Raw genomic sequence first — 10,797 nt, 5'->3', positions numbered from 1 at the left:
CCGCAAGGAGGCGGCCACCAAACTCACCGGCCACGGCCTGGCCACCCCGTTCGCCGGCCTCGACACCACCACCCCCCTCCTGACCCACCCCCGCGTCCCCGCCCCCCTCCACCTCCGGGACCTCCCCCTCCCCGTCCCCCGCCACCTGGCCTCCCTGGCCACCACGCACCCGGCCACCCGCCTCACGACCTCGCGCCTCGACGTCCTGCTCCGGCCGGGCGGGGCACGGGGCACCGAGGCGGCGGGCGGTGCGTGAGGAGGTCCGGAACACCCCCCTGAGGGGTCGCCGACGCCTCCGACGGCGGCGTCGGAGGGCAGCGGGGTTGATCCCCCCGGCCGGCCCTGCCCGGAAGGGCGGCGGTGCGCGGGGGACGGCGTTCAGCCGGTCGCCGGAGGGTGGGGCTCGCCCGACGCGCGGCGGTACTCGGCGTTGATGCGCTGGGCCTCTTCGAGCTGGTCCTCGAGCGCGATGATGCGGCAGGCGGCCTCGATGGGGGTGCCCTGGTCGACGAGCTCGCGGGCGCGGGCGGCGATGCGCAGCTGATAGCGGGAGTAGCGCCGGTGGCCGCCCTCGGAACGGAGCGGGGTGATCAGCCGGGCCTCACCGAGGGCGCGGAGGAAGCCGGGCGTCGTACCGATCATCTCGGCGGCCCGGCCCATGGTGTAGGCGGGGTAGTCGTCGTCGTCGAGACGGCCGAGCGGATCGTCTGCTGTCATTCTCACCTCTCCGGCGTACCTTCCGGTGCGCGGCCGCGGGCACGGCACGTTCACCGAGGGTAACGCCGCCGTCCGCGACGCCGGTACCGGCGTCACGGACGGGGGAGGGCGGACGGCCGAAACCGTCCCGGGTGAGGCGGGGTGGAAGGGCCGGAGGGCGGGCGGGGCTCCGGCCCCGCCCGCCCTCCGGCCGTCAGGCCGCGGGGGGCGCGCCCAGGAGGTCCGAGGCCCGCCGGACCGGGTCGGCGGCGACCGGGGAGGACGACGCCGCCGGGCGGGTGCCGCACGTGAAGCCGAGCCGGGTCATGGCCCGCAGGACCTCGTCGACGCCGAAGTCGCGACGGTCCTGGCGGGTGACGACCGCGCCGACCTGCTTGGCGGGATAGGTGCGGCGGCCGATCGTCACGAACGGGCCGGTGACGGGTTCGGGCACGACGCCCTTCATCGTCTCCAGGACGCCGCTCTTCGTCAGCTCGAACGGGAAGCGGGCGATCACGCAACGCATGGGACCTCACAGGGGGAAGAGAAGGGAAGGGGCGCGGCGGGTGGACGTTCCCGGCGCGGGCGGTCAGGGACGGGACGCGGTGTCCGCCGGGTCGAGCTCGCTCAGGCGCACCCGGTCGGTGTAGGCGGGGCCGGCGCGGAAACCGGCGAGCTGGGCCCGGGTGACGAGCCCGGTGCGCCGGCCGTCGGCGTCGCGGATGACCAGGCGTCCGGTACGGGCCCCGCTCATGACCGCCAGGGCGACCTCGACGGTCATGTCCGCCCAGACGTGCGGTTCGGACGTGCCCTGGGCGGGCGGGTGGTGGGGGTGTGTCCGTGTCGGTGTCACGATCGGCTCCTGAGGGGGACGGGAAGAAGGCGTGGGGAGGGGGACGGGCGGCGGGGGACCCGGGCCGTCCGGCGGCCCTCGTCCCGGGCCGGGGCGGCGGCTCGGCCGGCGGCTACGTCCCGTGGACGGGGACGCCCGGGGGGACCCGGGCCCCCGTGATGCGGTGCAGTTCCGCCTCGCCGGGGCGGATCCGGGTGATCCGGGGCTGGACGCCCGCTTCCGACATGAGGCGGGCGGCGGCGCGTCGCTGCTTCGGTGTGACCAGGGTGACGACGCTGCCGTGGTTCCCTGCCCTGGCCGTGCGGCCGCTCCGGTGCAGGTAGTCCTTGGGGTCGGCGGGCGGGTCGACGTTGACGACGAGGTCGAGTCCGTCGACGTGGATGCCCCGGGCGGCGACGCTCGTGGCGACGAGCACCGGCACCTGTCCGGTCCTGAACCGCGCGAGCGCGCGGGTGCGCTGGGGCTGGGTCTTGCCGCCGTGCAGCGCGGCGGCGAGCACCCCGCGGGCCAGCAGGTCCCCGGTCAGCCGGTCGACGGCGTGCTTGGTGTCGAGGAACAGGATGACGCGCCCGGTGCGGGCGGCGATTTCGGCGGTCGCGGCCTGCTTGTCGTCGGCGTGGACGTGCAGGACGTGGTGCTCCATCGTGGCGACGGCCCCGGCGGCGGGGTCGACGGAGTGCACGACGGGGTCCGTCAGATAGCGTCCGACGAGCCGGTCGACGCTGCGGTCCAGGGTGGCGGAGAAGAGCAGCCGCTGGCCCTCGGCCGGGACCCGGTCGAGGAGATCGGCGATCTGGGGCGCGAAGCCCATGTCGGTCATCTGGTCCGCCTCGTCCAGGACGGCGACGGAGACCCGGTCCAGCAGGCAGTCGCCCCGGACGACGAGGTCCGTGAGCCGGCCCGGGGTGGCGACGACGACCTCGACGCCCTTCCGGAGGGCGTAGGTCTGTCTGCTGAGGGGCGCCCCGCCGACGACCGCGGTCAGCCTCGACCCGACGGCGCGGGCGTACGGCGCGAGCGCGTCGGTCACCTGCTGGGCCAGCTCGCGGGTGGGGACGAGGACGAGGGCGAGGGGCCGCCTGGGCGCGGCCCGCGTGCCGGCCGTACGGGCCAGCACGGCGAGGCCGAAGGCCAGCGTCTTGCCGGATCCGGTGCGGCCGCGCCCCAGGACGTCGCGGCCCGCGAGCGCGTTCGGGAGGGTCGCGCTCTGGATGGGGAAGGGCAGGGTGACGCCTTCGGCGGCGAGCGCGGCGATCAGGCGGTCCGGCAGACCGAGGTCGGCGAACGTCACGGCCGCCGGCGGTGCGGACGGTGCCGGGGCGGCGTTCTCGTGCCGCCCGGGGGCGGAGCCGTCGTCGTGGGGGAGGGAACGGCCATTCGGGTGCGTGCTGTTCATGCGGGGCCTTCCTCGTCGCGAGGCGCATCAAGGAATTTACGCGGCCGATGATCGGAGCGAATTGTTTCCCGACGGCTTCGGAATCTGTATGAAGGCTGAACCGCCGGAAAGAGGCCCGAAAGGCGAGATCAGCGGTGGGGGCGGCGTGGGGACGGCGGTGATGACCGGGCCGTCGGCCGCTGCGGGTCCTGGCGGGATCCGCTCGTAAGGGATCCGCTCGGGAGGATTTCCGGTGGGGCGTACGCAGCAGGGGCCCGCACCCCGAAGGATGCGGGCCCCTGCTGCCGTACGTGCGTCAGGATCAGACGGAGACGATGTTCTCGGCCGTCGGGCCCTTCTGGCCCTGCGCGATGTCGAAGCTGACCTTCTGGCCCTCCTGCAGCTCGCGGAAGCCCTGGGAGGCGATGTTCGAGTAGTGGGCGAAGACGTCGGGGCCGCCGCCGTCCTGCTCGATGAAGCCGAAGCCCTTTTCCGCGTTGAACCACTTCACGGTACCCGTGCTCATTTTTTTCTCCTTCGAGGATCATCGGCGCCCGCACTGCGCGGAAACCATGTCGCCGTGCTGATTGCCCCGCCGGATGATCCGGAGATGAAAAAACAAGCGCTCCGGCGCCTTGAAGGCTGCTGGAGACACGTGAAGTTTCGGGAACCACAACTGCAACTGACACCGACAGTAGCACGGGCCCGTCCCGAAAAGCGGCAGAAATACCACCGCTCCTTTTGAGCGGCAGTAATCCTCGTCGCGCCGCCTGCCGAATTCTCATTCCGCCCGGGTAGATATCCGTGGCCCCGCCGCGCCCGTCCCCCGCCCGCGCCCCTTCCGGCCCGTCCCCTCCGTGCGGGCGGACCTGTGCACCGGGCGGGCCGACCCGTAGGATCGGCTTCCATGTCGAAGACTGACGAACTGCTCGTTGACATCGCCAGGCTGGTGGAGTCCGGGCGGAGCAATCAGATGTCCCTGACCGTCGTCACCGGGGGCGCTGTCATCACGGGTCGGCTGGCCCCCGAAGCGGTGTGGCGACAGCGGGTCTCGGAGGTCCTGGCGGATTCCGACCACCTGGCCGAGTTCTCCGCCGTCTTCTCCGCCGGCGCGGCGGAGAAGGACGGGCCGCCCACCCATCTGCACTTCCATCTGGCGCGGATCCTCCAGGGCGCGGTCGGCATCCCGGAGACGGGCGGGATGTACCGCGTCTCGATCGCGGACATCAGCGCCTGGACCATGGGCGACGTCAGCTACTCCGACCACTGATCGCGCGCGGGGGCCCGTGAACACTCACGGGCCCCCGCCTTCCCTTCCGGGGTCACGGGCCGGGAGCCCGGACGTCAGGACGTGGCCGCCGCCGTGGGCGAGCCGGCCAGGGCCGGCGGCCGGCCCGCCGTGGCCGCGACCTCCAGCAGGCGCCGGACGGCCGGGGAGCGGTTCGCGAGCCTGAGACGGCGTCCGTGCCGCGGCCACCAGCGGAGGACGGCGAGGAGGCCGGAGTCGCAGAAGGTGACCCGCGAGGTGTCCAGGACGAGGCCGGTGTAGCCGTCGTCGGCCGCCGAGGCCAGCAGGGCCCGCAGCGGAGTGGCGCTGTAGTGGTCGATCTCCCCGGTGAGGCGGACGACCAGAGTGGCGCCCAGGGTGGTGCAGGAGTCGATGACTATGACGCCGGGCGCGGTGTCCGCGCCCGAGTCGTGCACGACGGGAGGGGCGGGGGCGGCGAGGGGCGGCGGCAGTATCGGGGCGGTGGTCGAAGTGTTCACATCCCCATCAACGCTCTCCGCCGGGGGCCGGGATACGAGCCACACGGCCCGTTCACCCCATCTGACCAGCACCGATCCCCGGTACGAGGGAAAGTTGCCACCCGGGCGAGGCACGCGGGCGCCCGTGGCGTGACCTCGGCGGCACGGCCGCGGGGGCGGCGGCCGTCACCTCCACAGGGTCCGCGGCAGCGGGATCATGCGCGCCCCGACGACGGCATGGGGACGGGACCGGGGCCGCCGGGAGGCGCCGCCCTCCGTCTCCCAGGCGTCCTCACGGACCCCCGCCTCCCGCAGGAGCCGCCCGGTCGCGTCCTCTTCGGACATCAGGGTGTCCGTGGTGTGGACGTTGCCCGGGGCGGACGCGGCGGCCATCAGCCGCGCGGCGGCGGCGGGTTCGGTCTCGGGGGGAATCACGAGCAGGTCGCAGCGGCCGAGGCTGTACGAGAGCAGGATCATCGTGTCGGGGGCCTGGTCGATGAACCATCCGACGTGCACGAGGCGTTCACCGACGGGGACCTTGTACGGGGCGGCGGACCAGGGCGCGGGGTGCGCGGCGATGCGCGTGACGCGTCCGAAGCGGCCGCGCAACGCGTCCGCCAGCGCCGGCAGCTCGGCGGCGAGATCGCGTGAGTACGGCCACCAGGCGCCGTCCAGCAGCCCGGCCATGGAGGTGTTCGGGGTCAGTGCCAGCCGCGCCTGGCGGATGGGAGCGATGATGCCGGTCATGAGGCCGTGACCTGTCCCCGGGGCGCCCGGGGCGCCCCGGCCTGGTGATCGCCGGGAACGACGTCCGCGTGGGGGCGGGTGTGCGAGGTGCTCCCGGTACCTCCAACGTACTCCGCGCCGGAGCCCGGCGCGCCGGGTCCGTCATCCTCCGCCCCACTCGACGAGGACGAGCGTCGCGTCGTCGGTGGTGGCCCCGCCGCGGGCCCGCCGGAGCGTGTGGGACAGGTCGCGCGCCACGGCCCGTACGCTCCGGTCGGCGGGGTCCAGTCGATGGATCCAGTCGATCAGCTGTTCCTCGCCGAACTCCTCCTGCCCGCTCTCGTGCTCCTCGACCAGCCCGTCGGTGAAGCAGAGGACGCGGTCGCCCGGCTCCAGTGCCACCTCGCTCACCTGCGGCTGGTCTCCGCCGAAGCCGACGGGGAGGGTGGTGGGGCTGTCGAGGCGGCGTACGACGCGGTGGCCGCGGATCAGTATGGGGGCGGGGTGTCCGGCGTTGACCCACTGGAGGCGGCCGGTGTCGGTGTCGAGCCGCAGCATCTGGGCGGTGACGAAGTGGTCGGGGGCGAACTGTTCGGCGACGGCCCGGTCCATGAAGAGGTAGATCTCGGAGAGTTCGACGCTGGTGCGGCGGGCGTGCCGGTACGCGCCGATGGCGACGGTGGCCATGGTCGCGGCGTCCAGCCCGTGGCCCATGGCGTCGATCATGGCGAGGTGGAGGACGTCGCCGTTCAGGGCGTAGTCGAAGCTGTCGCCGGCCACGTCGTAGGCGGGTTCCAGGACTCCCGCCACGGCGACGCGGGGCATCGTCATGGCGAGCGGCGGCAGGAGCGACCACTGGATCTCGGCGGCGACGCTCATCGGTTCGCCGCGGCGGGTGCGGAAGAAGAGGTCGGTGTAGCCGTTCTTGGCCTGCAGCACGTCGGCGGCCACGGCAGCGAGCCTGCGCAGGATGCGGCGTACGTCGTCGTCGACCGCGTCCAGGGTGACGGCGAGGACGCCGGCCTGGTCGCCGCCGTCCAGCAGCGGGACGTGGACCCGCACCCCGTCCGCCAGCGGCACCTCCACCGGGCGCGAGGTGAGGAAGCACCGGCCGGCCGCAGAACCGTCGATGGGCACCGGCTCGCCGCCCTCCAGGCCGTCCCCGGCCAGGGGCGCCAGGCGCTCCTGCCCGTAGTCCTGGAGCAGGATCCGGGCCTCCCGGCCGCCGATCCGGGCGACCGCCCCGGCGAGTGCGGGTCCGACCCGGTCGGGCGCCAGCGCGTGGGAGCGGTCCAGGAGCCCGCCCAGCAGCCTCTCCCCGAAGCTCTCCGAGCGGTCCGGATCCCCCTCCTCGTACCGTCCGACGGTCATCCGGGGCCTCCAGGCGGGCAGCGGGGCGGCGCCCCGGTCCGGTGCCGTGGGCCGGATCCGACGGCACCGGGGTGCGACTTCCAGGATGCTCCGCCGCGGCCGGGGCCGCCACGCACGCGGCGGGCTCCGCCTCCGGCCGGGCCGGGACGCGCCGGCGGCGGGGCGGAGGCGGAGACCCGCGCCCGCCGCGTCCGCGCGGCCTTCCGGAGTACGGTGAAGGCACGGGGCCGTCGCCCCGCCCGCCGGCCCGGCGTCCGCCGCGGCACCGGTCCGGGCGGCAGCGGCACCCCCGTGGACGGGCGGACCGACATGACCGACGCAGACCCTCCCTCCTCGCTTCCGCGCCTCCTGCCGGACGAGATCCACCGCGCCGTCGGACCGGGCACCGCGCTGCTCCGGCTGGAGACGACCGGCGCCCGGCAGAGCCTCCTCGACGGCGCGTGGTGGCCGCGCTCGCGCGACGTCGAGCGGGAACTCCCGCCGCTCATCACGGCCTTGACCGAGCACCTCGGGCCCGTCACCCGGGTCGGCCTGGACGCCTCCGCCTGGAACGGCATCCCGACCCGCCTGGTCGTCGACGACCGGGTCGTGCACCTCGACTCCTTCTCCGTCGGCGACGACACCGTCCTGATCACCCGCGGCGACAACGACCACTTCTCCCTCATGGTCGTCCCGCCGGCCGCCACCCCCGAGGCCGCCCGCACGGCCATGGCCCGTGCCGTCCACGCCGACAACGCCACCCAGGCCGCCGGCATCCTCCTCGCCGAACTCCCCCGCCCCCCGGTCCCGTAGACCGAGGACCTCGCGCGGGCGCGGTGGGGCAGGGGCGACGACCGGGAAGCCGGGGCCGGGCCGGGTGACGCGGCCGCGGGCCCGTCCGGAGCGCGGGAGTACGCGGCGATGCCGGCCACCGCCCCCACCAGCGCCGCGAGCGCCACCCATGCCGCTGCCCGGTGTCGCCCCCCCTACGGGCGGAGCGTGCCCCGTCGAGAACTTGCCCCGGCGACACCTGCGCTCGAAGTCCCCGACCCGCCGTCAGCACCCTCGTCGCCCCCGCCGCGCGCCGGTGGTGGATCCGTCACCTCCGGCGTCGCCCGTCTTCCTGCCACGGCACCTCGGAGGGCCCGGTGGTCGCCCGCGACGTCGCCCTGGGACGTACACCGCACCTTTCATCCAGAACGTCGACGCGGACGACGAACCGGAACCCGACGCCCTGGCCGTCCTCACCGCCGCGCTGAACACCCACCCGGACGCCGGCTACGCCGTGGGCCACGCCCGTGACCTGACGACCGACGGCCTGCTGGCCGACCACACGCTGCCGGTCCGGCCCGGAGCGCTGCCGCGCGGGGCCGCCTCCGGAGGGATCAGGACGGGCGGACGGCCGTCACGCCCCGTCCGCCGCCCGGTCCCCCGCGGACGCCGGGTCCAGGAGGCCCGCCCGGGCGGTGAGATAGGCCAGCTGGGCGCGGCTGTTGCTGCCGAGGAGGTCCGACGCCTTCTTGATGTGCGCGGCGACCGTCCGCACGCTCATGCCCAGCCGGCTCGCGATGGCCGCGTCCGTGTAGCCGTCGACCATCAGCCGCAGCACGTTGAGCCGCGTCGCCTCCGTGAGGAGTTCCGGGCGCTGGTGGTCCGACCGGTAGGTGACCGGCTCGGCGCGTTCCCACGCGTGTTCTAAAACCGACGCCAGGTAGTGCACGATCCCGGGGTCCCGGATCATGACGGCGGACATGTGGCGAGCGCCCTGGTTGTCGGGGATGAAGGCCACGGAGCGGTCGTAGATGATCAGCCGCTCGAAGACCTCGTCGATGGTGCGCACCTCGACGCCGACCTCGGTGACGCGCCTGATGTAGTCGAGCGTGGGGCCGTGGGCCCGCACGGTGTGCTGGTACAGCGTGCGCTGGGCGACGCCGCGGTCGCGCGCCTCCAGGGCGCGGGGGAGCGCCTCGGTCAGGATCTCGGCGGGGCGCCCGCCGCCGGGGTGGGCGGTCAGGGACTCGGTCATGCAGGACTGCGCGGCCTCCTCCAGGGCGGCGCTGATGACCGTGGGCCCGTACAGCCGCTGGACGGCGACGGACGTCTCCCGGCGGGTGCTCCGGTAGACGTTCTCGACCTGGGACATCGCGGTCCGCATGGCGTTCAAGGACTGCTGCTGCTCCATGATGGCCCGTTCCACGGGATGGGCCAGTGCCGCGGCCGCGACGTCGGGGGGTACGGGGACGAGGGTGTCCGGTGCGTCGACCGCGGGCGCCAGCAGCCCCAGCGCCGCCAGGCACGAGGGCGCCTCCCCCTGGACGGAGCCGGCCGCGAGGGCCGCCTCGTAGTAGGCGAGGCCCTCGGGACAGACCTTGGTGTGGAGCGACGGAACGGCCGGGGATCCGTCAAGTGGTATGTCTGGCTTGTCAGGCGTTGAACACATTGCTTCTCCCCCTCATGTTTCTGCAACGCCTGATCCTGAAGCCTGTGATCGCTTCATGCAAGGTCCGTGCCGGGGCATGCTCTACATGAAGAAACCAACGAGCCGCTGGTCGTCCGAAGCGCCGGGGGGAACCGGAAATGAAGACCAATGTTTTTCTGAACGCCATGAAGGCTTTCGCCGTCGCCGCTTTCGCCGTCGCCGCTTTCGCCGTCGCCGCTTTCGCCGTCGCCGCGATGGCCGGCTTCTCCGCCGCTCAGGGGGATGCGGAGAGCGGCGCCCTCGCCGCCGGGCAGGCCGCGGAGACCGTGGTCAGCATGGCCGGCGGTCAGGACGACCACGGCTGGGGCTGATCGGTCGCCCCGCCTGCCGCGACATCCGTCCGGCCTGACGTCACCCTCCGCCGGAATCCCGGCGGACATCTCACCGATCGGTAATCCGCCGACGGAACCGGCATGCCGATTTTCGTAAGGAGTCTCCATAATGACCACCGCAATTGCGGCGCCCAAGTGCCTCGTATGTGACACAGAATTCGAGGTGCAGGCCGACTGGGAAAAGGGCGAGATCACCGAATGCACCGCGTGCGGGCAGGAGCACGAGGTCCTGGAGAAGACCGGTGACCTCGTCCGCCTGGACCTCGCGCCGGAGGTCGAGGAGGACTGGGGCGAGTGAGCCAGGACGCAGAGGTCCTCGTCTCGGCGACCATGCTGAGGCCGGATGAGAAGCTTCTCCTCCAGGCCCTGCGGGCCAAGGGACTGAAGGCGGCTCCGCTGCTCCGGGAAGACCTCGCGGGGGTGGTGGCGGGCGACACGCGCCCGCCCGGCCTCGCCCTCATCAGGAACCTCTCCCACCAGGACGCCATCGGCGTCTCCCGCCGGCTCGAACACCGCGGCGTCACCACCCTCAACCGCGCCGCCACCATCGAGACCTGCAACGACAAGGGCCTCCAGGCCCTCACGTTCGCGCGGCACGGCATCCCGCACCCGCGCACCCTCCACGCCTTCAGCTACGGCCAGGTCCGCGAGACCGTCGCCCGGATGGGGCTGCCGACCGTCGTCAAGCCCGTCAGCGGCTCCTGGGGCCGGGGCGTCACCCGGATGGTCAACCCCGAGTGCGTCGACGCCTGGGTCGGCGGCCGCGAGTCCACCGACGCGGCCGGCAAGCTCTTCCCGGTCGTCGTGCAGCAGTACATCGACAAGCCCGGCCACGACCTGCGCGTGGTCGTCGTCGGCCGCACCCCGGTCGTCGCGATCCAGCGGGTCTCGCCCGATTTCCGTACCAACACCCACCTCGGCGCGGAGGTCCGCCGCACCGAGATCACGCCGGAGATCGAGAAACTCTGCGCCCAGGTCGTCGACGCCCTCGGCGACGGCTTCTACGGGGTCGACCTCGTCGAGGACCGGACCACCGGCGAACTGCTGGTGCTCGAAGTCAACGCCAACCCCGAATTCGCCCGCTCCTCCGCCCAGCACGGCGTCGACGTGACCGGTCATCTCGCCGCCCACGTCACGGAGTTGCTCGGGCGCACCGCCGTCACGCCGACCGCCGCGTAAGCGCCGCACCGCCGCATCGCCGCGCACGTCGCGCGCCACCCCGCGCCACGTGTCGCCCCGT

At 73.6% G+C, this 10,797-nt stretch carries 14 protein-coding genes and 1 pseudogene; 6 read left to right on the top strand and 9 right to left on the bottom strand.

Going from position 1 to position 10,797, the window contains the following annotated elements; translation table 11 throughout:
- Window positions 1-256 (top strand): hypothetical protein (locus IE245_RS01380; protein WP_189944690.1); only part of this gene is annotated, 256 nt, incomplete at its 5' end.
- A 122-nt stretch (window positions 257-378) separates the two neighbouring features.
- Here IE245_RS01380 and IE245_RS01375 read toward each other — a convergent pair.
- The 5 genes and pseudogenes from IE245_RS01375 to IE245_RS01355 all read right to left on the bottom strand — a co-directional run bounded on the left by IE245_RS01375 (window position 379) and on the right by IE245_RS01355 (window position 3,450).
- Complete coding sequence (locus tag IE245_RS01375; protein WP_189944689.1) at window positions 379-717, bottom strand: helix-turn-helix domain-containing protein; 339 nt, start codon at window positions 715-717, stop codon at window positions 379-381.
- Between the two features lie 193 nt (window positions 718-910).
- Window positions 911-1,222, bottom strand: coding sequence for an SCO5918 family protein (locus tag IE245_RS01370; RefSeq protein WP_189944688.1), 312 nt, complete (start codon window positions 1,220-1,222; stop codon window positions 911-913).
- Window positions 1,223-1,285: 63 nt separating this feature from the next.
- Complete coding sequence (locus IE245_RS01365; protein WP_229851028.1) at window positions 1,286-1,549, bottom strand: CBS domain-containing protein; 264 nt, start codon at window positions 1,547-1,549, stop codon at window positions 1,286-1,288.
- A gap of 37 nt (window positions 1,550-1,586) precedes the next feature.
- Window positions 1,587-2,945 (bottom strand): annotated as a pseudogene (locus IE245_RS01360) (DEAD/DEAH box helicase); the annotation flags it as partial.
- 301 nt (window positions 2,946-3,246) lie between these two features.
- Window positions 3,247-3,450, bottom strand: coding sequence for a cold-shock protein (locus tag IE245_RS01355; protein WP_079428392.1), 204 nt, complete (start codon window positions 3,448-3,450; stop codon window positions 3,247-3,249).
- Between the two features lie 381 nt (window positions 3,451-3,831).
- On the opposite strand from IE245_RS01355, the gene IE245_RS01350 reads away from it, so the two are divergent.
- Entirely contained in the window at window positions 3,832-4,194 is a 363-nt protein-coding gene (locus tag IE245_RS01350) for a GvpU-like protein (RefSeq protein ID WP_189944686.1), read from the top strand.
- A gap of 74 nt (window positions 4,195-4,268) precedes the next feature.
- Here IE245_RS01350 and IE245_RS01345 read toward each other — a convergent pair whose 3' ends face one another.
- The 3 genes from IE245_RS01345 to IE245_RS01335 form a co-directional block, all read right to left on the bottom strand.
- The gene (locus IE245_RS01345; RefSeq protein ID WP_189944685.1) at window positions 4,269-4,691 is read right to left on the bottom strand and encodes an STAS domain-containing protein; all 423 of its coding nucleotides are present in this window, start codon (window positions 4,689-4,691) and stop codon (window positions 4,269-4,271) included.
- A 165-nt stretch (window positions 4,692-4,856) separates the two neighbouring features.
- Window positions 4,857-5,417: a DUF5994 family protein gene (locus IE245_RS01340; protein ID WP_189944684.1), complete on the bottom strand. Its 561-nt coding sequence runs from the start codon at window positions 5,415-5,417 to the stop codon at window positions 4,857-4,859.
- A 141-nt stretch (window positions 5,418-5,558) separates the two neighbouring features.
- Window positions 5,559-6,767 carry a PP2C family protein-serine/threonine phosphatase gene (locus IE245_RS01335; protein ID WP_189944683.1) on the bottom strand — a complete coding sequence of 403 codons (1,209 nt, stop codon included), beginning with the start codon at window positions 6,765-6,767 and terminating at the stop codon, window positions 5,559-5,561.
- 309 nt (window positions 6,768-7,076) lie between these two features.
- Between IE245_RS01335 and IE245_RS01330 the strand changes: the two genes are divergently transcribed.
- Window positions 7,077-7,559: a DUF5994 family protein gene (locus tag IE245_RS01330; protein WP_189944682.1), complete on the top strand. Its 483-nt coding sequence runs from the start codon at window positions 7,077-7,079 to the stop codon at window positions 7,557-7,559.
- A 592-nt stretch (window positions 7,560-8,151) separates the two neighbouring features.
- Here IE245_RS01330 and IE245_RS01325 read toward each other — a convergent pair.
- Complete coding sequence (locus IE245_RS01325) at window positions 8,152-9,186, bottom strand: LuxR C-terminal-related transcriptional regulator (RefSeq protein WP_189944681.1); 1,035 nt, start codon at window positions 9,184-9,186, stop codon at window positions 8,152-8,154.
- Window positions 9,187-9,350: 164 nt separating this feature from the next.
- Between IE245_RS01325 and IE245_RS01320 the strand changes: the two genes are divergently transcribed.
- The 3 genes from IE245_RS01320 to IE245_RS01310 all read left to right on the top strand — a co-directional run bounded on the left by IE245_RS01320 (window position 9,351) and on the right by IE245_RS01310 (window position 10,736).
- Window positions 9,351-9,536, top strand: coding sequence for a hypothetical protein (locus IE245_RS01320; protein ID WP_189944680.1), 186 nt, complete (start codon window positions 9,351-9,353; stop codon window positions 9,534-9,536).
- A gap of 130 nt (window positions 9,537-9,666) precedes the next feature.
- Complete coding sequence (locus IE245_RS01315; protein ID WP_031012706.1) at window positions 9,667-9,855, top strand: lysine biosynthesis protein LysW; 189 nt, start codon at window positions 9,667-9,669, stop codon at window positions 9,853-9,855.
- The gene (locus IE245_RS01310; RefSeq protein ID WP_229851027.1) at window positions 9,852-10,736 is read left to right on the top strand and encodes a RimK family alpha-L-glutamate ligase; all 885 of its coding nucleotides are present in this window, start codon (window positions 9,852-9,854) and stop codon (window positions 10,734-10,736) included. The genes IE245_RS01315 and IE245_RS01310 overlap by 4 nt, the downstream gene beginning before the upstream one ends.
- Window positions 10,737-10,797 lie beyond the last annotated feature (61 nt).

This window comes from Streptomyces roseolus, assembly GCF_014649855.1.
Lineage (GTDB): Bacteria > Actinomycetota > Actinomycetes > Streptomycetales > Streptomycetaceae > Streptomyces > Streptomyces roseolus.
The sequence above is the reverse complement of the archived record's forward strand: the minus strand, read 5'-3'. Positions and strand labels throughout refer to the sequence as shown.